Source organism: Citrobacter sp. Cf087, assembly GCF_030334285.1.
GTDB classification, from domain to species: domain Bacteria; phylum Pseudomonadota; class Gammaproteobacteria; order Enterobacterales; family Enterobacteriaceae; genus Citrobacter; species Citrobacter freundii.
On record NZ_JAOWED010000031.1, the window covers coordinates 756,816 to 776,962 of the forward strand.

At 51.6% G+C, this 20,147-nt stretch carries 24 protein-coding genes and 1 pseudogene; 6 read left to right on the top strand and 19 right to left on the bottom strand.

Annotated features, from left to right (window positions below; genetic code table 11):
• The first annotated feature begins 88 nt into the window (after positions 1-88).
• From flhB to bglB, 4 genes are all read left to right on the top strand, one after another.
• Positions 89-1,240, top strand: a complete 1,152-nt coding sequence (flhB, locus tag OGV57_RS20260; protein ID WP_003034664.1) for a flagellar biosynthesis protein FlhB — start codon at positions 89-91, stop codon at positions 1,238-1,240.
• On the top strand, positions 1,233-3,311 hold the full coding sequence (gene flhA / locus OGV57_RS20265) for a flagellar biosynthesis protein FlhA (RefSeq protein WP_003034666.1): 2,079 nt from the start codon (positions 1,233-1,235) through the stop codon (positions 3,309-3,311). Before flhB ends, flhA begins: the two co-directional genes overlap by 8 nt.
• Positions 3,311-3,703, top strand: a complete 393-nt coding sequence (gene flhE / locus OGV57_RS20270; RefSeq protein ID WP_046669985.1) for a flagellar protein FlhE — start codon at positions 3,311-3,313, stop codon at positions 3,701-3,703. The genes flhA and flhE overlap by 1 nt, the downstream gene beginning before the upstream one ends.
• Positions 3,704-4,011: 308 nt before the next feature.
• The gene (gene bglB / locus OGV57_RS20275; protein ID WP_003034669.1) at positions 4,012-5,151 is read left to right on the top strand and encodes a beta-galactosidase BglB; all 1,140 of its coding nucleotides are present in this window, start codon (positions 4,012-4,014) and stop codon (positions 5,149-5,151) included.
• On the opposite strand, the gene mrdA2 is transcribed toward bglB, so the two are convergent.
• Together mrdA2 and argS are read right to left on the bottom strand one after the other, a co-directional pair.
• A complete protein-coding gene (gene mrdA2, locus OGV57_RS20280) occupies positions 5,123-7,060 on the bottom strand; it encodes a peptidoglycan DD-transpeptidase MrdA2 (RefSeq protein ID WP_054528509.1) in 1,938 nt (645 codons plus the stop codon). The genes bglB and mrdA2 overlap by 29 nt on opposite strands.
• Positions 7,061-7,287: 227 nt before the next feature.
• Complete coding sequence (argS, locus tag OGV57_RS20285) at positions 7,288-9,021, bottom strand: arginine--tRNA ligase (RefSeq protein ID WP_054528508.1); 1,734 nt, start codon at positions 9,019-9,021, stop codon at positions 7,288-7,290.
• A gap of 238 nt (positions 9,022-9,259) precedes the next feature.
• On the opposite strand from argS, the gene OGV57_RS20290 reads away from it, so the two are divergent.
• Positions 9,260-9,826, top strand: coding sequence for a VOC family protein (locus OGV57_RS20290; protein WP_054528507.1), 567 nt, complete (start codon positions 9,260-9,262; stop codon positions 9,824-9,826).
• A gap of 2 nt (positions 9,827-9,828) precedes the next feature.
• Positions 9,829-10,575, top strand: coding sequence for a copper homeostasis protein CutC (cutC, locus tag OGV57_RS20295; RefSeq protein ID WP_032936856.1), 747 nt, complete (start codon positions 9,829-9,831; stop codon positions 10,573-10,575).
• Between the two features lie 243 nt (positions 10,576-10,818).
• Here the strand turns inward: cutC and cmoB are convergent, their stop codons facing one another.
• From cmoB to OGV57_RS20380, 17 genes and pseudogenes are all read right to left on the bottom strand, one after another.
• Positions 10,819-11,787, bottom strand: coding sequence for a tRNA 5-methoxyuridine(34)/uridine 5-oxyacetic acid(34) synthase CmoB (gene cmoB, locus OGV57_RS20300; protein ID WP_054528506.1), 969 nt, complete (start codon positions 11,785-11,787; stop codon positions 10,819-10,821).
• Entirely contained in the window at positions 11,784-12,527 is a 744-nt protein-coding gene (gene cmoA / locus OGV57_RS20305) for a carboxy-S-adenosyl-L-methionine synthase CmoA (protein WP_054528505.1), read from the bottom strand. Before cmoA ends, cmoB begins: the two co-directional genes overlap by 4 nt.
• A 40-nt stretch (positions 12,528-12,567) precedes the next feature.
• Positions 12,568-12,963: an MAPEG family protein gene (locus tag OGV57_RS20310; RefSeq protein WP_003034689.1), complete on the bottom strand. Its 396-nt coding sequence runs from the start codon at positions 12,961-12,963 to the stop codon at positions 12,568-12,570.
• A gap of 52 nt (positions 12,964-13,015) precedes the next feature.
• Positions 13,016-13,789: a DUF72 domain-containing protein gene (locus tag OGV57_RS20315; protein ID WP_048240850.1), complete on the bottom strand. Its 774-nt coding sequence runs from the start codon at positions 13,787-13,789 to the stop codon at positions 13,016-13,018.
• Positions 13,768-15,081, bottom strand: a complete 1,314-nt coding sequence (locus OGV57_RS20320) for a tyrosine-type recombinase/integrase (protein WP_047400034.1) — start codon at positions 15,079-15,081, stop codon at positions 13,768-13,770. Before OGV57_RS20320 ends, OGV57_RS20315 begins: the two co-directional genes overlap by 22 nt.
• A 55-nt stretch (positions 15,082-15,136) precedes the next feature.
• Positions 15,137-15,373 carry an excisionase family protein gene (locus OGV57_RS20325; RefSeq protein WP_019077032.1) on the bottom strand — a complete coding sequence of 79 codons (237 nt, stop codon included), beginning with the start codon at positions 15,371-15,373 and terminating at the stop codon, positions 15,137-15,139.
• A 148-nt stretch (positions 15,374-15,521) separates the two neighbouring features.
• Positions 15,522-15,884: a hypothetical protein gene (locus tag OGV57_RS20330; RefSeq protein ID WP_023063003.1), complete on the bottom strand. Its 363-nt coding sequence runs from the start codon at positions 15,882-15,884 to the stop codon at positions 15,522-15,524.
• A pseudogene (locus OGV57_RS20335) lies at positions 15,884-16,054 on the bottom strand (ATPase); the annotation flags it as partial. The pseudogene OGV57_RS20335 and the gene OGV57_RS20330, both read right to left, overlap by 1 nt.
• Positions 16,055-16,341: 287 nt before the next feature.
• A complete protein-coding gene (locus tag OGV57_RS20340; RefSeq protein WP_016150519.1) occupies positions 16,342-16,554 on the bottom strand; it encodes a hypothetical protein in 213 nt (70 codons plus the stop codon).
• Positions 16,551-16,775: a hypothetical protein gene (locus OGV57_RS20345; protein WP_047400042.1), complete on the bottom strand. Its 225-nt coding sequence runs from the start codon at positions 16,773-16,775 to the stop codon at positions 16,551-16,553. Before OGV57_RS20345 ends, OGV57_RS20340 begins: the two co-directional genes overlap by 4 nt.
• On the bottom strand, positions 16,772-17,338 hold the full coding sequence (locus OGV57_RS20350; RefSeq protein WP_016150517.1) for a beta clamp domain-containing protein: 567 nt from the start codon (positions 17,336-17,338) through the stop codon (positions 16,772-16,774). The genes OGV57_RS20345 and OGV57_RS20350 overlap by 4 nt, the downstream gene beginning before the upstream one ends.
• Positions 17,335-18,165 (bottom strand): BRO-N domain-containing protein, encoded by an 831-nt coding sequence (locus OGV57_RS20355; protein WP_230127269.1) that lies wholly within the window; start codon positions 18,163-18,165, stop codon positions 17,335-17,337. Before OGV57_RS20355 ends, OGV57_RS20350 begins: the two co-directional genes overlap by 4 nt.
• Positions 18,166-18,176: 11 nt before the next feature.
• Positions 18,177-18,755, bottom strand: a complete 579-nt coding sequence (locus OGV57_RS20360) for a hypothetical protein (protein ID WP_016150515.1) — start codon at positions 18,753-18,755, stop codon at positions 18,177-18,179.
• Positions 18,752-19,174, bottom strand: coding sequence for a hypothetical protein (locus OGV57_RS20365; RefSeq protein WP_016150514.1), 423 nt, complete (start codon positions 19,172-19,174; stop codon positions 18,752-18,754). The genes OGV57_RS20360 and OGV57_RS20365 overlap by 4 nt, the downstream gene beginning before the upstream one ends.
• Positions 19,167-19,397, bottom strand: coding sequence for a hypothetical protein (locus OGV57_RS20370; RefSeq protein ID WP_080100509.1), 231 nt, complete (start codon positions 19,395-19,397; stop codon positions 19,167-19,169). The genes OGV57_RS20365 and OGV57_RS20370 overlap by 8 nt, the downstream gene beginning before the upstream one ends.
• Positions 19,397-19,753 carry a hypothetical protein gene (locus OGV57_RS20375; RefSeq protein WP_032948002.1) on the bottom strand — a complete coding sequence of 119 codons (357 nt, stop codon included), beginning with the start codon at positions 19,751-19,753 and terminating at the stop codon, positions 19,397-19,399. Before OGV57_RS20375 ends, OGV57_RS20370 begins: the two co-directional genes overlap by 1 nt.
• Positions 19,754-19,871: 118 nt before the next feature.
• Positions 19,872-20,147 (bottom strand): hypothetical protein, encoded by a 276-nt coding sequence (locus tag OGV57_RS20380; RefSeq protein ID WP_252455904.1) that lies wholly within the window; start codon positions 20,145-20,147, stop codon positions 19,872-19,874.

A 20,147-nucleotide genomic window follows, 5' to 3' on the forward strand; every position in this document is an offset into this window, starting at 1 on the left:
TCCCGTCTTTTTTACCGCTTACTCTTCCCATTGCTGGATAGCTGTTCTGGCATCATTCTCGCCTATATCTCTATCCAGGGTCTGATGCGTGGCAGAAGAAAGCGACGACGACAAAACAGAAGCCCCCACACCCCACCGACTTGAAAAAGCGCGGGAAGAAGGGCAGATCCCCCGATCCAAAGAGCTAACCTCACTACTTATTTTGCTGGTGGGCGTGTGTATTATCTGGATTGGCGGGGAGTCGCTTGCCCGCCGGCTGGCCGGTATGCTGTCGGCCGGATTACGTTTTGACCACAGTATGGTCAACGATCCAAACCTGATCCTCAGCCAAATCATCCTGCTGATTAAAGACGCGATGATTGCGCTGTTGCCGTTGATTACCGGCGTCGTTCTGGTGGCATTAATCTCCCCGGTGATGCTTGGCGGCTTGATTTTCAGCGGTAAATCCCTGCAACCCAAATTCTCTAAGCTGAATCCGTTGCCGGGCATTAAGCGCATGTTTTCCGCGCAAACCGGCGCAGAACTGCTCAAAGCGATACTGAAGTCGACGTTAGTGGGCAGCGTGGCCGGGTTTTATCTCTGGCACAAGTGGCCAGAGATGATGCGGCTGATGGCGGAATCTCCGATTACGGCGATGGGCAACGCCCTGGATTTAGTCGGCATGTGCGCGTTGTTGGTGGTGCTTGGCGTCATTCCGATGGTGGGATTCGACGTTTTTTTCCAGATCTACAGCCATCTGAAAAAGCTGCGCATGTCGCGCCAGGATATCCGTGACGAATTTAAGCAAAGCGAAGGTGACCCGCACGTTAAGGGCAAAATTCGCCAAATGCAGCGCGCGGCCGCTCAGCGTCGCATGATGGCGGATGTACCAAAAGCAGACGTTATTGTCACTAACCCTACGCACTACTCAGTGGCGTTGAAGTATGACGAGAACAAAATGAGTGCGCCGAAAGTTGTCGCTAAGGGGGCCGGGCTGGTTGCGCTGCGCATTCGTGAAATTGGCGCAGAGCACCGTGTCCCTACGTTAGAAGCGCCGCCACTGGCGCGTGCGCTCTATCGCCATGCTGAAATTGGTCAGCAAATACCGGGTCAATTATATGCCGCCGTTGCCGAAGTGCTGGCATGGGTATGGCAGCTAAAACGCTGGCGTCTGGCTGGCGGCAAACGTCCACCACAACCTGAAAACCTTCCGGTGCCTGAAGCACTGGATTTCATGAACGAGAAGAATACTGATGGCTAATCTGGTCGCGATGCTGCGCCTGCCCAGCAACCTGAAATCCACGCAATGGCAAATCCTTGCCGGACCGATCCTCATCCTGCTGATCCTGTCGATGATGGTGCTGCCGCTGCCGGCTTTCGTCCTCGATTTGCTGTTCACATTTAACATTGCGCTGTCGATCATGGTGCTGCTGGTGGCGATGTTCACCCAGCGTACGCTGGAATTTGCCGCATTCCCGACGATTTTGCTGTTTACCACATTATTACGCCTGGCGCTGAACGTTGCGTCGACCCGTATCATTTTGATGGAAGGACACACCGGCGCGGCGGCGGCGGGGAAGGTGGTTGAAGCTTTTGGTCACTTCCTGGTGGGCGGTAACTTTGCGATCGGCATCGTGGTCTTCGTGATTCTCGTCATCATTAACTTTATGGTAATCACCAAAGGTGCAGGGCGTATCGCCGAGGTTGGCGCGCGCTTCGTGCTGGATGGTATGCCCGGCAAGCAGATGGCGATTGATGCGGATTTGAATGCCGGTCTGATTGGCGAAGATGAAGCTAAAAAACGACGCTCGGAAGTGACCCAGGAAGCGGATTTTTACGGCTCAATGGACGGTGCGAGTAAATTCGTCCGTGGAGACGCCATTGCCGGTATTTTGATCATGGTGATCAACGTAGTCGGCGGTCTGTTAGTTGGGGTGTTGCAGCATGGTATGAGCATGGGCAGCGCTGCGGAAAGTTATACCCTGCTGACCATCGGTGACGGGCTGGTGGCACAAATTCCTGCGCTGGTTATCTCTACCGCGGCGGGCGTTATCGTGACCCGCGTGAGTACCGACCAGGACGTAGGCGAACAGATGGTGACCCAACTGTTCAGCAATCCTAGTGTCATGTTGCTCAGTGCGGCGGTACTTGGACTTTTGGGCCTGGTTCCGGGCATGCCGAACCTGGTGTTTCTGATGTTTACTGCCGCATTGCTGGGCCTGGCCTGGTGGATGCGCGGTCGTGAGCAAAAAGCGCCAGATGAACCGCAGCCGGTGAAAATGCCGGAAAACAACTCCGTGGTGGAAGCCACGTGGAACGACGTGCAGTTGGAAGATTCGCTGGGAATGGAGGTAGGTTATCGCCTGATCCCAATGGTGGACTTTCAGCAGGATGGCGAGTTACTGGGGCGAATTCGCAGTATTCGTAAGAAATTTGCTCAGGATATGGGCTTCCTGCCGCCGGTGGTACACATCCGTGACAATATGGATCTGCAGCCGGCCCGCTATCGAATTTTGATGAAAGGGGTAGAAATTGGCAGCGGTGACGCCTATCCGGGACGCTGGCTGGCCATTAACCCGGGTACTGCTGCCGGGTCGCTGCCGGGCGAGAAAACGGTCGATCCGGCTTTCGGACTGGACGCTATCTGGATTGAAAGCGCATTGAAGGAACAGGCGCAGATTCAGGGCTTTACGGTGGTTGAAGCCAGTACTGTTGTTGCTACGCATCTAAATCACCTGATTGGCCAGTTCGCCGCTGAGCTGTTTGGCCGTCAGGAAGCGCAGCAGTTACTGGATCGAGTGTCGCAGGAAATGCCAAAGCTGACGGAAGATCTGGTGCCGGGCGTTGTGACGCTCACCACGCTGCATAAAGTGCTGCAGAACTTACTGGACGAGAAAGTACCGATTCGTGATATGCGCACCATTCTTGAAACGCTAGCGGAACATGCGCCGCTGCAAAACGATCCGCATGAGCTTACCGCGGTCGTCCGTGTTGCGTTGGGACGCGCCATCACTCAGCAGTGGTTCCCGGGTAATGAAGAGGTTCAGGTTATCGGTCTTGATACTCCGCTCGAGCGTTTGCTGCTGCAAGCGCTGCAGGGGGGGGGAGGCCTGGAGCCTGGGCTTGCAGACCGCCTGCTGGCCCAAACACAGGAAGCGCTGTCCCGGCAGGAAATGTTGGGCGCGCCGCCGGTCTTGCTGGTTAATCACGCGTTGCGTCCGCTGCTGGCGCGGTTTTTACGTCGCAGCATCCCGCAGTTGGTGGTGTTATCGAACATGGAGCTTTCCGATAACCGCCATATCCGCATGACGGCGACCATTGGAGGTAAATAATGCGCAAGTTACTGTGGTTGTTGTTTTTTCCTCTGGTGGCGCAGGCCGCCGGAGAAGGGGCCTGGCAGGCAAGCGGTATGGGGATCACCTTAAATTACCGTGGCCAGTCAGCCTCGTCTGCGCCTTTGGTTCCTGGCCAGCCGGTCTCAGGCTTAATGACGCTGGTAGCCTGGCGCTATGAGCTGAATGGCCCCACGCCCGCAGGTCTGCGGGTGCGTTTATGTTCTCAGTCCCGTTGTGTCGAGCTGGACGGGCAAAGTGGGACCACCAACGGGTTCAATAATGTTCCGGCCATTGAACCGATGCATTTTGTCTGGGAAGTCCCCGGCGGTGGTCGCCTGATCCCCGCGTTACGCATTCAGAGCAATCAGGTGATTGTGAACTACCGTTAACACCCTCCGTCATTCAGACCAGCAGTTGAAACTGCTGGTTGTTTCAACATTCCAGCCTCTCATTCAATTAAATAGAAACGCAGTTTTATAAAATAGGTGACGTACGTTGCCGGACTCTTTGTATTGTTGCCATTTCACGAATCCTTCTGGCAGAAATAGAAAGGTTTCGCTTCCTGTTTGCTTTTACTGTGCCCCTATAAGGATGCCCATTGTCAAAGCGAGGATTGCGGGGCCTCCCAAATACAGCTGCTGCGCCGCAACAGGGGCAGGTCACAGCATTGAATCCGACATTGACAGAGGTTAAGTAAATGATTGTTTACCCGGTTAAACATAGCCCGTTGTTGCGCCAGCCAGAACATTTTATTGCCAGGGATGAATTAAAAACGCTGATCAAAAAGGTGACGCATAACCTGGTCAATATTCATGACGAAACTGGTGAGTTCTTGCTGCGTCTGGACGATGGACGCGTAATTGATACCAAAGGCTGGGCTGGATGGGAGTGGACGCACGGCGTCGGCTTGTACGGGATGTATCAGTACTATCTGCAAACCGGCGATGAAACGATACGCGATATCATCGATAGCTGGTTTGCCGATCGCTTTGCTGAAGGTGCAACCACCAAAAACGTTAACACCATGGCGCCATTTTTAACGTTGGCGTATCGCTATGAAGAGACGCGTAATCCAGCGTATCTACCGTGGCTCGACAGCTGGGCTGAGTGGGCAATGCATGAGATGCCGCGTACCGAGTTCGGCGGTATGCAACACATTACGCTGGCGGAAGAAAACCACCAGCAGATGTGGGATGACACGCTGATGATGACGGTTCTACCGCTGGCGAAGATTGGCAAGTTACTCAATCGCCCTGACTACATCGAAGAGGCAACGTATCAGTTCCTGCTGCACGTGCAAAACCTGATGGATAAAGACACGGGGCTGTGGTTCCACGGCTGGAGCTATGAAGGAAATCATAACTTTGCCAATGCCCGCTGGGCGCGTGGCAACAGTTGGTTAACTATCGTGATCCCGGACTTTCTCGAATTACTTGATTTACCAGAAAACAATGCCGTTCACCGCTATCTGGTACAGGTCCTGAACGCACAAATCGCGGCGCTGGCGAAATGCCAGGATGAAAGTGGGTTGTGGCATACCTTGCTGGACGACCCGCAGTCGTATCTGGAAGCATCGGCAACTGCCGGATTTGCTTATGGGATCCTCAAAGCTGTACGTAAACGCTATGTTGGGCAAGAGTATACGCTGGTGGCCGAAAAAGCCATTCGTGGCATTGTGCAGCATATTTCACCGGAAGGTGAACTGCTGCACACCTCGTTTGGCACCGGGATGGGACACAATCTCGATTTCTACCGCAACATCCCTCGGACTTCTATGCCTTACGGACAAGCGATGGCGATGCTGTGTCTTACCGAATACTTGCGTAAGTATTTTTGATATCGGTATTCGATGGCGCTAACGCTATCGGACCTGATGGTTGAGTCGTCACTGTGTGTACCGTGTTGTCCTGCGGGGCAAAGAGATGATCCATGATTTGACGCATAACCGGCGCGGCGGTGACACCATCGCTGCCGCCGTTTTCCAGAATTAACGCCACCGCGACCTTCGGGTTCTTATAGGGCGCAAATGCGGTATAGAACACGTGGTCGCGCAAGCGGACAGGGATCATCTTCGCATTGTAGGTCTGATTTTCTTTCAGGCTAAAGACCTGCGAGGTGCCGCTTTTCGCCGCAATGCCGTAAGGTGCTGTGTGAAAGAACTTATAACCTGTACCATTTGGTTCATTCGCCATGCCGAACATCGCCTGACGCACCAGTCCCCAGTAGGGTGACGAGGCTGAGGCGATTTGTGACGGTGCTTCTGGAGCCTGATACGGCGTGAAGGTTTTGCCATTTTCTTCATCGAGTAGCAGGTGAGGGACGATAACCTTGCCGTTGTTAATCAGTGCGACCATGGCTTTGACCATCTGGATAGGAGTGGCAATCCAGTAGCCCTGGCCGATGCCAACTGAGATAGTATCCCCCTGATACCAGGCTTTTTTATGCACTTTTTGCTTCCATTCACGGCTCGGGAGCAGGCCGTTATACTCCTCATCAAGATCGATACCGGTCGGTTTACCGTAACCAAACTGGCTGAGCATGCTGTTAATCCGGTCGATCCCCATCATATACGCTACCTGATAGAAGAACGTATCGGCAGACTCTTCTATCGCTTTGGTGACATCCAGCATACCGTGGCCTGTTTTTTTCCAGTCACGGTAATGTCGCTCGGTGCCGGGTAGCGTCCAGGTAGGAGCACCGAAGAAACTGGTCTGCGGCGTGATCACACCGTTTAGTAATGCTGACATCGCCATATACGGTTTGACTGTTGAAGCGGGGGGGTACAATCCCTGTGTGACGCGGTTGATTAATGGCAGGTCTTTATCCTGGAGTAGCTTGTTATAGTCCTGATAGCTAATGCCTTTGACAAACGGATTAGGGTCATAGCTGGGGTTTGAGACCATCGCCAGTACAGAACCGTCGTGTGGATCTTCAACCAAAACGGCGGCACGCTGGCCAGCCAACAAGCTCTCAATATATTGCTGTAAATGTAAATCCAGCGTCAGATGGATATCTTTACCGGCAACGGGCGGCACATCTTTGATCAGGCGTACGATGCGTCCGTGGTTATCTACTTCCACCTCCTGATAACCGGTCTTTCCATGCAGTTCATTTTCGTAATAGCGCTCAATACCTTGCTTACCGATATTGTGATCGGCGGCGTAGTTCTCAGCCTGACCCTTTTGATCCAGTGCTTTCAGGTCGTTGTCATTGATTTTTGAAACATAGCCAAGGACATGTGCCAGCGCCGCGCCATAGGGATACTGGCGGTCTTCGTAGCTATTAATGTTTACGCCGCTAAAATGAAACTGGTTTACCGAGAAACGGGCGATTTCCACATCGGTAAGCGCATTTTTTAGCACGACCGGACGATAGCGGCTGCTGGCTTTTAGCTCATGGCGAAACTGATCAATATCATCAGGAGTGAGGTCAACGATGGGCGTGAGCTGCTGGATCAACGCATTCATATCGCTGATTTTATAAGGCGTAACGGAAATATCGTACCAGGTGACGTTGCACACCAGCGGGATGCCGTTGCGATCGTAAATCATGCCACGTGTGGGGGCGACGGGTAGCATTTTGATGTCGTTTGCATTCGACCGGGTGGTGTAATACTGGTGCTGACAGATTTGTAAGTTATACAGATTGTAAATCAGGATGCCAAAACAGATGACCACCAGGCCAAAGGCCACCAACACACGCCGCTGAAAGAGTTTTTCTTCTGCCTCAAAATCTCTGAATGTCATTGACCCGTACCCGATTAATTCGCCGCCTAATGATACGGAGGCTTAAACGGGATGACAGGCAAAAAATGTTCCATATCTCTAGGGAAATGTGTCATTCCTTGTGGGCTGTTACAAATTACAGTGAACGTCGCCGCTTCTCCTAGGCCTGATTGCGCTGCCATGAGTACGGGTCAGGGAAAATAAAAAAGCCCGCGACATAGCGCGGGCTTCCACATTACTTGAGGTAATTACATACGTTCTACGGTTTCGATACCCAGTGTATCCAGACCAAGCTTCAGGGTTTTCGCCGTCAGCTGTGCCAGTTTCAGCCGGCTGTTACGAATCTCTTCGTTTTCAGCGCTGAGGATAGGGCAGTACTCGTAGAAGCCGGAGAACAGCCCGGCAACGTCGTACAGGTAAGCACACATCACGTGCGGTGTACCTTCACGTGCAACGACGGTCAGTGTTTCTTCAAACTGCAGTAGACGCGCCGCCAGCTGAGCCTCGCGATCTTCGTTGATAATCACCTGCGCATTTGCCAGCGCGCTTTCGTCGATATCCGCTTTACGGAATACGGATAGTACGCGGGTATAAGCATACTGCATGTACGGCGCGGTATTGCCTTCGAATGCCAGCATGTTGTCCCAGTCGAAGATGTAGTCGGTGGTACGGTTTTTGGACAGATCCGCGTATTTCACCGCACCGATACCGACCGCATTTGCCAGCTTTTCCAGCTCATCGGCAGGCATGTTCGGGTTCTTCTCCGCGACCAGACGACGTGCGCGCTCCAGCGCTTCATCCAGCAGATCGGCCAGTTTAACCGTGCCGCCAGCGCGGGTTTTGAACGGTTTACCGTCTTTGCCCAGCATCATACCGAACATGTGGTGTTCCAGCGGCACCGAATCCGGCACATAACCAGCTTTACGTACGATGGTCCAGGCCTGCATTAAGTGCTGATGCTGACGAGAGTCGATGTAATACAGTACGCGATCGGCATGCAGGGTTTCGTAACGATACTTGGCACAGGCGATGTCGGTTGTGGTGTAGAGATAGCCGCCATCTTTCTTCTGAATGATAACGCCCATCGGTTCGCCTTCCTTGTTTTTATACTCATCAAGGAATACGACAGTAGCGCCTTCGCTTTCAACAGCCAGGCCTTTGGCTTTGAGATCGGCCACGATGCCAGGCAGCATCGGGTTGTACAGGCTCTCGCCCATGACGTCGTCACGGGTCAGGGTAACGTTGAGGCGATCGTAGGTTAACTGGTTCTGCGACATGGTAATGTCGACCAGTTTACGCCACATCTCGCGGAAGTATTCGTCGCCGCCTTGCAGCTTCACGACATAACTACGGGCGCGTTCCGCGAAGGCTTCATCTTCGTCGTAATGTTTTTTCGCGTCACGGTAGAAACCTTCCAGGTCAGCCAGCGCCATCTCTCCGGCATTTTCCTGCTGCTGTTTTTCCAGCCATGCGATGAGCATACCGAACTGAGTACCCCAGTCGCCGACGTGGTTGGCGCGGATAACCTTGTGACCAAGGAATTCCAGCGTACGCACCGCCGCGTCACCGATGATGGTGGAACGCAGGTGACCAACGTGCATCTCTTTCGCTACGTTAGGCGCGGAGTAGTCAACCACAACGGTTTGTTTAGCCGGTTGGGTGACGCCCAGACGATCGGAAGCCAGCGCCTGCTGAACGTGCTGCGCCAGAAATGCCGGGTCGAGAAAAATGTTGATAAAGCCCGGGCCTGCAATTTCAACTTTGCTGGCAATCCCGTTGAGATCCAGATGAGTCAGCACCTGCTCAGCCAGTTGTCGCGGCGCCATACCCAGTTTTTTAGCGACAGCCATCATGCCGTTAGCTTGATAGTCGCCGAACTGTACTTTTGCTGACTGACGAACCTGTGGTTCGCAATCTGCAGGCGCGCCTGCAGCAATCATGGCCTGACTGACTTTTTCTGAGAGAAGAGCCTGAATATTCACCGGAATACCTTACATTTATGAAGCGGCCTAAAATTCACCGCACCAGTTTAAGAATTAAGGGCGGGAGTATACTGCAAATGCCCGTTGCCGTCAGCATTGTGTGTACCGCCAGTAGCCTGAAATGTAAACCATGCAATGGCGTAAATTTATCCATGATGTGTTCGGAGAAAACAGCGGTTGGATGGCGCAGCGCAACAGAGTAAATTAGCGACTTTGAACATGGATATGAGCTTTTAATATGGCGAACTGGCAAACCGTTGCAGAACTACAGGATATTTCTGCAGATTTACCGCATTTCACGCAGGCATTAACGGAACTTTCTATCCGTCTTGGGCTGGATATCACAGGCCTGGAAGCCGATCACATTTCCTTGCGTTGCCATCAAAATACCACTGCAGAACGCTGGCGTCGCGGGTTTGAACAGTGCGGTGAATTGTTGTCAGAAAACATCATTAACGGCAGACCTATTTGTCTTTTTAAACTGTATGAGCCGGTTTGTGTGCAACATTGGCAATTTTCCATCGTCGAACTGCCGTGGCCGGGCGAAAAACGTTACCCACATGAAGGCTGGGAACATATTGAAATTGTTCTGCCGGGTGAGGCACAAACGCTGAATGCGCGAGCGCTGGCGTTGCTTTCCGATCACGGTCTGAGTCAACCTGGTATATTTGTGAAAACCAGCTCGCCAAAAGGAGAACGTGAACGTTTACCGAATCCGACGCTGGCGGTTAGCGATGGTAGCGTGACGATAAAATTCCACCCGTGGTCGATTGAAACCATTGTGGCAAGCGAACGTCAGGAGTGAGCATGACTATACTGGAAATCTGCTGTTACAGCATGGAGTGCGCGCGCACGGCGCAGCAAAACGGCGCGGATCGTATTGAGCTTTGCTCGGCACCCAAAGAAGGGGGCTTAACGCCTTCGCTGGGCGTCTTGCGTTCTGTTCGCCAGCACATTTCGATTCCCGTCAATCCCATTATTCGTCCACGTGGAGGCGACTTTTGTTACACCGAAGGTGAATTCGCTGCAATGCTGGATGATATAGCGATGGTCAGAGAACTAGGGTTCTCAGGGCTGGTGACCGGCATTTTAGATGCGGATGGCGATGTCGATATGCCGCGCATGGAGAAAATAATGATCGCCGCCGGTTCACTGCAAGTCACTTTTCATCGTGCCTTTGATATGTGTGCTAACCCACTCAATACGCTTAAAAAATTAGCTGATTTGGGCATCGCCAGAGTACTCACCTCCGGGCAAAAATCAGATGCGGCGCAAGGTTTAACAAAAATAATGGAACTTATTACGCAGCCTGGTGCTCCAATCATTATGGCCGGAGCGGGGGTTCGCGCCTCGAATTTGTCCCTGTTCCTTGATGCTGGGGTGCAGGAAGTCCACAGTTCTGCCGGAGTATGGCTGGCTTCACCAATGCGTTATCGCAATTCGGGGTTGTCGATGTCTTCGGATGCGCAGGCGGATGAGTATTCTCGCTATGCGGTAGACGGGGCGGCGGTTGCTGAAATGAAAGCAATCATTGCACACCATCAGGCCAGCTGATTTTACCGTTGCATCATGTCGCCCAATATGATGCTTGCTCGTACCAGGCCCCTGCAATTTCAACAGGGGCCTTTTTTTATCCTTCTCCTGCATATTTCGGTCTGCAACTGTGTTGGCTTTCCTCGCTCACCCCGGTCACGTAGTTATCTACGCTCCCAGGGATTTGCTGCGTCGCCGCCTTGTTGCAAACCGAACTATTTTGGAGAAATGGTGCTATACGTAATAGTCATTTGGCAAAAATGACTACGGTTTACGCGCAATCAATACCGCACGCAGTGGGGCGGGGTAGCCTTCCACCGTCTTGCTGTGGTCGTTCGGGTCAAGGAAGTCGGCCAGCGATTCGGTAATCATCCATTCGGTGCGGCGCTGTTCTTCGGTAGTGGTAACACATACGTCGGCAATGCGCACATCAACAAACCCGCATTTTTCCAGCCAGTTTTTTAGCGCCAGTGCAGACGGGATAAAGTAAACGTTACGCATCTGGGCGTAGCGATCGCCCGGCACCAGCACGGTATTTTCATCGCCTTTGACGACCAGCGTTTCCAGTACCAGTTCGCCGTCTTTAACCAACTGATCCTTTAACTGCCACAGGTGTTCCAGCGGCGAGCGGCGGTGATAAAGCACGCCCATGGAGAATACGGTATCAAAGGCGTTGAGCGCCGGAAGCTGTTCAATACCCAGCGGCAGCAGATGCGCGCGCTGGTCATTGCCCAGCAGTTTACGCACCGCCTCAAACTGGCACAGGAAGAGTTGGGTCGGATCGATACCGACCGCCAGATGTGCGCCCGCGCCAATCATGCGCCACATGTGATAGCCACTTCCGCAACCGACATCAAGAATGGTACGTCCGGTGAGATCAGACAAGTGCGGCAGGACGCGATCCCACTTCCAGTCGGAACGCCATTCGGTATCGATATTGACGCCGTATAGCGAGTAAGGTCCTTTACGCCATGGCATCAGGTTACGCATCAGGGTGTCTATGCGTTTAAGCTGACCTTCGCTTAGCGGCTCTTTGCTTTCTGCGGTAACGCTGTGCAGTAAGTCCAGACGATGCGGCGTTAGCTCGGGCAGAAACTCGACGGCGTTTGACCATTGTTTAAAAAGACCGTGCTGATCGCGCTGCCAGGCAGCGATTTGCGCCGGAAGTGTTTCCAGCCAATGGGACAGATGATTTTTGGCAATCAACTGATAAAAGTTACCAAAATCGATCATGCGCTAACCTCAGCTTTCAACGCCACCAGAGAGCCAAAGTTGAAACACTGGAACCACAATTCGCTGTGCTCAAAGCCGGCCTGATGCAGTCGCGCTTTGTGCGTTTCGACCGAGTCGGTCAGCATCACGTTTTCCAGCATGCTGCGCTTCTGGCTGATTTCCAATTCGCTGTAGCCATTGGCCCGTTTGAAATCGTGGTGCATGTTGAACAGCAGCTCGCCAACGTTAGCATCTTCAAAACTGAATTTTTCAGACAGCACCAGCGCGCCACCGGGATTCAGCCCCTGATAAATGTTATCCAACAATGCCTGGCGCTCGGGTGGCTCAAGGAATTGCAGGGTAAAATTCAGCACCACCATCGAAGCATTTTCGATAGTAATGTTGCGAATATCGCCTTCGACAACCTCAACCGGGGTCGGTGCCTTATAGGCGTCAATATGACGACGGCAGCGCTCAACCATCGCCGGGGAGTTATCGACAGCAATAATTTTGCAATCCTCGTGATGAATATTGCGACGCACCGAGAGCGTCGCCGCGCCCAGAGAACAGCCCAGATCATAGACCTGCGTGTTGGGTTGTACGAAACGTTCGGCCAGCATGCCAATCATAGAAATAATATTGGAATAGCCAGGAACGGAACGCTGGATCATATCCGGGAAGACTTCAGCTACCCGTTCATCAAAGGTCCAGTCACCCAGACTGGCGATAGGCGCAGAAAAAAGCGTGTCGCGGTGAGACATAACGTAAAAATCCGGGAAAAATAAAGTGGCGTATTGTGCGCTAATGCAGGGAGAAAACCAACTCCCAGGGCATATACCAAAGATTCGCCAGCACCATTAGCAACAGCGAACACCAGGTTGCGCTCATGCCTGAACGGCGCCAGCGGAAAAGCCGGTGGTGGAATCCGTAATAATGCATCAGACGTCCGGCAATCAACATCAGCCCGCAAAGATGCACCATCCACGTCTCTGCGCCGTTCATTTCCATAAATAACAGCAGCACTAACGCGACGGGAATATATTCCACCGCGTTACCGTGAATGCGGATAGCGCTTTGCAGTTCGCTAAAACCTCCATCGCCATAGGCAACGCGATATTGCATGCGCAGGCGAACAACGTCAAAGGAGAACTTTATTAACAATAACGCACCCAATACGGCATAAAGCGCGCTTACCATACAAACTCCCTTTTAAAATGGCTGCTGGCATTGACTATGATAGGTGGCATTTTCAGAAAAGAGAAGATTGCTGTGGAATAGACGGTGCTGATCCGATCTCTGGCAGAGCATTGCGTAAATCTGCCCATAGCGTATCAACAAGCTCCGGGGCCTGCGCGATGTCCGGCGTATGCAAAAACAGATACGGCGTCGTGGTGTGTTGCCATAGTGACAGCTTGGTCAGCCAGACGGCAAAAAGCGCGCTGTTTTGTGCCATATCATCGCTGCCGATAAAGCGTACCATCGGATGGTTTGCCGTCACCACCGCATGCACCGGAACCTTTGGTTTCTTACGCTGGGCGTCACGTATCGCTTCGGTATGTGGGATTGCGGCATGTACCGGGCGGCTGTCCAGAATCACCCGGTTTACTCCACGCTCGTGTAACCCGCGATTAAATAGCTGTTCGGCTTCGCCTTTGGCAAAGAAGTCTGGATGGCGAACTTCCACACCGTAGGTAAAGCATTCGGGGAGCGCATCGAGAAACTGCCACAGGGCAGGCAGGTCGCGTGGGCTAAAAGTCGCGGGTAATTGCAGCCAGTATTGTCCAATGCGCGATCCCAGCGGCGACATGCGCGTAAAAAATTCCTGCACCAGGTCATCACAATTACGCAGCGCGGCCTTATGCGAAATGGTCGCCGGAAACTTAAAACAAAATCGAAACGTATCGGTGGTCTGTGCTTGCCAGCGGGCAACAATATCGGCTTTAGGCAGCGCATACAGCGTGGTATTGCCCTCCACGCAGTTAACATGACGGGCGTTAGGGGTTAACTTACTGATTTTAATAATCCTCTACTGCTAGTTTGTGGTCTATGGGGCATCAATGGGGCAAAATCACCCAGCTTCTGATTCAGCATTGCGATCTGCTCTGCGTTATTGTCTGCCATCCATGCGCCGTACACATTGAAAACCATTTGCGCACTAGCGTGCCCCATCTGACTGGCTATAAAGCTTGGATTGGCGCCAGCGGCCAGTGACCAGCACGCGTAAGTGTGGCGCGACTGGTAAGCTTTTCGATGCCTGATCCCCGCCTTTTTTAACCCTGCGTCCCACGAGTCACCAAACGAATCAACCTTGTAGATAACCCCCACATCCTTACTTCGACGGACTATCTTAGGGTTAAAGACAAATGTACAGCTGTGCTGCGTTGTTCGACCATATTCACGCAATTGCACGTTGATGTGATACTGCTGCCCGAGTCTGGTCATTTCCATCTGATTCCTTAACGCATCGATGGCTGGCTGAATGAGGTGTATCACTCTATCCGTACTGGCGTCCGTTTTCGGTAGTGTGAACTCGCCCAGTTTTGTATAATTACGGCGAATTGTTATTGTACCCGCTTCAAGGTCTATATCTTCCCATGCCAGGGAAACCAGTTCTCCGTGACGAACACCTGTGTACACCGCCAGTGACCACATGTTTTTCGTCTGCTGATGCCGGCACGCATCTATCAGACGGATGAATTCATCACGGCTGAGCGGATCTGGCTCCACCCTGGCCCTTTTTAATGGCTTTATTCCATCAAAGGGATTTGCCTTTATGTACCCATTATCGGCGGCGAACTGGAACATTCCGGCGATAGTCGTCATGTAGTAATTGACGGTGACCGCGCTCCGGCCCTTAACAGGGATCCTGCCCTTTGCCGCGCACTGATAACCCATCAAAAGCTCTTTCCTGATGTACAGCAACTCTTCTTTCTCAATCGCTGTCACTAGTCGGGTAGCCCCGATCAGCGGTACAACAACTGCCACGACCGACTCGTACCGTTTGTGCGCGTTCGCGCTGATTTCCATCTTTTTCAGATCCAGCCACTTCTCTTCGAGTTCTTTCACTGTGATTTCTTTCTTGCCCAACCCAAAAATTTTAAGGTTAGGTGAATCTGGAAACCGTTCAGCATAATCAAAGCTTCCCGTGCGGATGGCAAAGCATACCGACACCCGCAGTTCCCCGGCGATCTTCCTGTTCTTAGCGGTGTCAGGGACACCGAGGTTTTCCCTGACGCGCTTACCTTTAAAATTAAACCAGATGCGCAGACTGCCACCGTGGTTTTCGACGCCTGTTGGATATGTGATTTTATCCATTAATACCTCCAGACGCCCAAGAGCGATACGAGCTTACCTTTTTCATGGCATCAAATCATCCTGGCTGCTTGCTTTTCATTGAAGCGACCCAGGCATCTACAGCCTTTCTGTTATACATGCACTCACTGGAAGGTTTTGGATTCCCGTCAGGTGATACGTGGATATACTCCCTCCCAACCATCCAGCACTCTTTTCTGGCCCGGAGGATGGTACCGGGCTTGAGCCCGGTCACCGCGATCAGAACACTTTCACAAACCCAATCGTTAGGAGCTAACTGAATAACATTGCTCATATACCCGCCTCACACCACGTTCAGGCCACGGCAGTGGCACCACGTTTCGAACATTCGTTTAACCACTTCCCGGCAGTAGAATCCTTCCTGATCCCTCGAGAGGTCGTAGCGGTTTCCGTACCGCTGACGAACCCAGATTTCAAATGCCTTATTCAATTGATCCCTCCAATTTTTCATCAACCCGACGAACGCAACGCTCAAACGACGACGGCGTAACAATCTTTTTCAACTCAGCAACCAGGTAATCGTTGTGTCGCTGGTGGAGTTGCATGTTGTTTTCTTTTTCAATCTGGCGGAGAACAGCAAGACGGGCTGTGATGATGCGACGCTTCGCTTTTACAACCCGTAAGGCATTCTCTGCCTTTTTGCGCCACGCACTCCATTCACTACTACTGTTTGAGTTGGACAACTGGTCTTCAATGCTCAGTTGTGTTTCTTCAGCGATTACCAGTTGCTGGAGGCAGTCATTTACAGAGTTCAGATTGTCTGTATTGATAAATGATTTTTGCATCACTTCACCTCCACACCGATCCCTGCGATAACACAGGCTCGTTCTATAGCTTCTTTTACCCAGCGCTTATAGCTTTCCGGATGGAATACCTCGCTTTTCCCGGTACCGCTCCAGAACGCTTTTGACGTAATATCTGGCAGGGTGATGGTCAACGGTTTACCAGAAGTGACATCGCTAACCACTCTCTCCCGGCGGTCGCCAGTCTGCGATTCAAGACGCTGAATTAACTCCCCAATACTTAAAGGGGCGATCAACTGCTGGCGTAAGCGCTGAATCTCCTCAGCCATGTAGTAGCCTGTTTTGCTCCAGGTATCCACATCATCACCGACCATTTCTGGTTCCATGGTCGCCATCAGAACGGCGTCGTGATAGTTCTGGCTGCCACTGGTAATCGCAACAGCGTAGGTGTCACTGTTTTCGCGCTTATGGATAAGCACGACAGGGTTAGTGATTTTGCTCATTCCGCTGTCTCCCGCTCAGCTTCGATGATGGCATCTACAGCCATCACCAGGGTTTTGGCGAGGTCGTCGTAATCCTGCCATGCATCATTGCTAAAAAAATTCGTGAGCATTACTGGCGCTATCTGCACAACGAGGTGCTGGCGATAGGTCATGCCACGGGGAGTATCGATGCGCGGGCATGGGTAAGCTGAATGCTGGCCTTTGCTCATCGTGTCGCCTCTCGTTGAATTGTCTTGTAGGCTCGCAACATATCGCGAGATTTTCCGGACAAAACCGTCTTCATGAAGAACATTCCACTACGGTTTGCAACTATTCCTGGTGTGCAGAGCAGCGTGGCGTCTACCACGCGGTTATGTTTACGGAACTCAAACACAGTGCTGGTGATCACGATGTTCGCTACGGCGCCATAGTCCTGATATTCGATTTTCATGCCAGATGCTCCTCAATAATTTTGAAAGCATCATCACGGCATGGCATCACGACGAACTCAGGATTACCGTATGCAGTGTTGATCACTGGATCGAACTGAATGCGAACCGCTCCAGCCTCACCGGAAGGGCGTAACTGGATGGGAATAAACTTCCGCTCGCGACCAAACATCTTTTCCGGATAACTGAGGTATTCAGCCTGGATAACCGGATTGATACTGAAATCCACTTTTTTCGGGATGACGCGTTCCATATCAGGAAAGCGACCATCAACAAGTTTGATGCCGGTGATCGAAATCCGGCGTTCGAATGCGTCGCGGTGAATGGCAAACGCTTCTTTGTTAAATACCAGTTCAGTGGTTTCCGCTTTCGCCGGAACCGGCCCTTCAAACTGGACGATGATGTTTTTCTTCGTCCGGATGCCGTGCTCCATGCGCAGGGCTACATGCCCGTTAGTCGACTCGATATATTTCGGAGTGATGTGCACACCATTCAGGTAGTAACGGACATCATTTTTTGCTGCGCATACCAGAGCTGCGCGAATAAGTTTCGACTGGAGGATCATGCTTCCACCTCCACGAAGATCTCTTTCGGATCCTTACGCAGAACGAAGCCACCAAATTCAGGATGTTGCCAGCGCTTGCGTTTACCGCTTGGGCGAACGGATTCTTCCAGCAGCACCTGAAATGCGTGAATGAACGATTCATGATGTACGCACAGCCCACGAACTCCCGGCAACTGTCTGGAGGGCAGGTTTGCGAACTGAACAAGACGACGGCACGAAGGATCGGACAGACTGGTTTCCCATGACACTTTGTGTACCGGAACGAATTCGGCATCGGTATTCACGAATTCAGTCGAACTAATGCGCCGTTGTGGTAGAGAGGAAGATACAGGCGAAGCAGCAACCAGGTTGGTGCCACTCACTTCCATTACTGCTTTCATCGTCGCTGATGCGGTTGCTTCGGCCACAACGCGGGCCAGTGAAAGAATGTCATGGTTCATACTGATTTCCTGCTGGTGTGATTTATCTACCGGCACTTCTTTGCTGTATGTGCCTGTGGTCATGATGGCAGGGAGTACATCCTCACAAACCCAGTCCTGCACACGTTCAGCAGATGGAAGCTGACTGCGCAGGATAAGCCGGAACAAATCAGCCTGGCCCGCCAGCTGAGTACCGCGCGGTTTTTCACCAAAACCCAATTCTAACGATTCGTTATAATCAAGTTTAATCAACGCCTTGCAGTGGTCTTTCAGGGCTTTTGCCGGGTTCGTATAACCGAGGGATTTAGCCAGTTCTACAGCGTCAAATGCTGGCCTTCCCTCATAAAGAATTCCGCTCATCGAAAAATTGAGTTCTTCTGAGCTAAAGGTCATAAGTTGTTTATTCATCGTTATTTCCCTCAGTGCATAACTGGCATTTCTGGCATGCCGTTGGCGTTAATCTCTCCGATGTAGTCATCGTGAAGCATCTCAAGTCCTTTTCGCCCAAAGGGTGACATCCTGAATCCGCACCCCGGATCCGCAATCACCATGTCCTGATACATGCGAAGGGCTAGGGCTGAACCCTCGCAAACGCCATATTTCTCTATGGCGATGCTTTCCACATGGTTAGCGAGAGAAAAACGCAGTGGACCGGGGTAGATACTCAAATTTCCTTTCTTACCCGAATAAATAACTGCGATATCAACGCCGCCGTCACCGTTAGGAACCTCAACCATGCCGTTCTTATCCTTCTCTTCATTGATGAATACTGTTGCCACCAGCCAGCGCCAAAGGGTGAGTTGTTTCTCTGCGGTCAAAGTTATCCAGCCCGCCATCGCTGCTTCCCATATGCAGGCCAACATTCGCATCCCCTTAGAGTTCCTTAGGTCATATCGACCATTGTCCAGCCCACTGATCACCACTTGATAACCGATAGTTCGACGGCCAATTTTTATGCCAATTGATGTTGCTTCCGGGATGATTTTGTTATCTCTCATCGGATCCCCTCCGGCTTGCAAGCCTGCAGCTCATCGACCTCTTTGGTGTATCGGTCGTGCATTGAGTCCCATTTCTCACACCATTTCGTCATGTCACGCTTAATGGCCAGAATGCGACGAAGACGTCGAACACAGCGCTGGTGGGCTCCGATGTACTCAACTGTTACACCTCCTCGCTGCCAACAATTCAGTTCTGGATTGAGATGGTGGACGGCCTGCACATCCGGGTAGCGCTGCTCGAAGCTGGAACGACTGAAAGCTTCGGTGGTCATGAAGAACGCCAGATAGCGGATCGCCGTATCCCGTGTGAAGCATTTTTTAGTGCGCCCGTGTCGTACTGCCACGAACAAAGGGCCAACTGGCGTATCATGTTTCTGTAACGCGAGGTCTATCGCGCTTACGGTACGGTTGTCAGTCATTCGATATTTCCTCAAGACGTAGCTCCATTTCGCGAGCCATTTCGATAAAAGTGTCCAGTGCGCAAATATGTTCGTCGTCGAGCAGCCGGCGGTCGCATGTCACACGCCCTTTTTCGATGTAAAGAACCACGCGTCCGGTGAAATCCGGAAGCACATGCAGATCCACGTTGAGGACTTGGGGGTGGATCTGCATTCCGTGCATAATTGTTTGTTGTGAGGCCATCAGTTAATTCCTCCACATACGTATTTCTCTTTCGCGTGTTTAATTAATTCCGCAAAAATCTCGTCAACAATCATCTTTCCTGTTTCGGTCAGATATTCGGTGTGTCCATTGATATCGACGCTTTTCATATACGTCTGGCGAAGAAATGTTTCCGCTTCTGTGTTGAATTCAGTCCGAGCCTGTTTTTCGAAGCGCAGCAAAAGTTTCATCATTGATTCTTCGTTAATCTCGATAACCTGAATATTGTTATCGGGCATATTTACGGATAGGCAATAACCTCCTGTCTTACGCTTCATTCGATTTAATGTCGCAATAGCAATGCGGCGGCGATAAATTTCAATGGTGTTGTTTTTCATTGTCATTACCGCCCGTAAGCCTTGCGCAGAAAAAGGTTTGCAATATGCAGATAACTATTTCCATAAGAGGCAAAAAGTTTTGCTGTGTTGTGTGCTGCTTTATCTTTCAGAAACGTCATTATTGCCCCCCCCCTTTTTTTGAGGTGTTCTCCATGGTCATTTGGGTCATGAAGCAAAGCTCATTAAGTAACGAGGTGAATCTTCCTGCTACCTTCACATCAGTGCGTGTGATTGCGGGCATAAGTAACTGGGTAAATTCAGCACGCAGCTCATGCGCATATTTATTGGCACACTCTGCTGTTTTGTGGGCTTTATTTATGTAAAGAAAGTCGCCATCCTGATTGGCTGGATGGACTTTGTTATTCACGATTTCACTTCTGACGATAATATTCAT

Excerpts from the sequence above, each read along its gene's own strand:
- OGV57_RS20380 (WP_252455904.1), bottom strand. The coding sequence starts at position 20,147 with ATGAATATTATCGTCAGAAGTGAAATCGTGAATAACAAAGTCCATCCA.
- OGV57_RS20325 (WP_019077032.1), bottom strand. The coding sequence starts at position 15,373 with ATGAGCAATGTTATTCAGTTAGCTCCTAACGATTGGGTTTGTGAAAGT.
- OGV57_RS20320 (WP_047400034.1), bottom strand. The coding sequence starts at position 15,081 with ATGGATAAAATCACATATCCAACAGGCGTCGAAAACCACGGTGGCAGT.
- OGV57_RS20360 (WP_016150515.1), bottom strand. The coding sequence starts at position 18,755 with ATGAGAGATAACAAAATCATCCCGGAAGCAACATCAATTGGCATAAAA.
- OGV57_RS20375 (WP_032948002.1), bottom strand. The coding sequence starts at position 19,753 with ATGAAAAACAACACCATTGAAATTTATCGCCGCCGCATTGCTATTGCG.
- flhA (WP_003034666.1), top strand. The coding sequence starts at position 1,233 with ATGGCTAATCTGGTCGCGATGCTGCGCCTGCCCAGCAACCTGAAATCC.
- mrdA2 (WP_054528509.1), bottom strand. The coding sequence starts at position 7,060 with ATGACATTCAGAGATTTTGAGGCAGAAGAAAAACTCTTTCAGCGGCGT.
- OGV57_RS20370 (WP_080100509.1), bottom strand. The coding sequence starts at position 19,397 with ATGGCCTCACAACAAACAATTATGCACGGAATGCAGATCCACCCCCAA.
- OGV57_RS20355 (WP_230127269.1), bottom strand. The coding sequence starts at position 18,165 with ATGAATAAACAACTTATGACCTTTAGCTCAGAAGAACTCAATTTTTCG.
- OGV57_RS20310 (WP_003034689.1), bottom strand. The coding sequence starts at position 12,963 with ATGGTAAGCGCGCTTTATGCCGTATTGGGTGCGTTATTGTTAATAAAG.
- flhE (WP_046669985.1), top strand. The coding sequence starts at position 3,311 with ATGCGCAAGTTACTGTGGTTGTTGTTTTTTCCTCTGGTGGCGCAGGCC.
- OGV57_RS20350 (WP_016150517.1), bottom strand. The coding sequence starts at position 17,338 with ATGATCCTCCAGTCGAAACTTATTCGCGCAGCTCTGGTATGCGCAGCA.
- OGV57_RS20345 (WP_047400042.1), bottom strand. The coding sequence starts at position 16,775 with ATGAAAATCGAATATCAGGACTATGGCGCCGTAGCGAACATCGTGATC.
- OGV57_RS20365 (WP_016150514.1), bottom strand. The coding sequence starts at position 19,174 with ATGACTGACAACCGTACCGTAAGCGCGATAGACCTCGCGTTACAGAAA.
- cmoB (WP_054528506.1), bottom strand. The coding sequence starts at position 11,787 with ATGATCGATTTTGGTAACTTTTATCAGTTGATTGCCAAAAATCATCTG.
- OGV57_RS20340 (WP_016150519.1), bottom strand. The coding sequence starts at position 16,554 with ATGAGCAAAGGCCAGCATTCAGCTTACCCATGCCCGCGCATCGATACT.
- OGV57_RS20330 (WP_023063003.1), bottom strand. The coding sequence starts at position 15,884 with ATGCAAAAATCATTTATCAATACAGACAATCTGAACTCTGTAAATGAC.
- bglB (WP_003034669.1), top strand. The coding sequence starts at position 4,012 with ATGATTGTTTACCCGGTTAAACATAGCCCGTTGTTGCGCCAGCCAGAA.
- cutC (WP_032936856.1), top strand. The coding sequence starts at position 9,829 with ATGACTATACTGGAAATCTGCTGTTACAGCATGGAGTGCGCGCGCACG.
- OGV57_RS20290 (WP_054528507.1), top strand. The coding sequence starts at position 9,260 with ATGGCGAACTGGCAAACCGTTGCAGAACTACAGGATATTTCTGCAGAT.
- cmoA (WP_054528505.1), bottom strand. The coding sequence starts at position 12,527 with ATGTCTCACCGCGACACGCTTTTTTCTGCGCCTATCGCCAGTCTGGGT.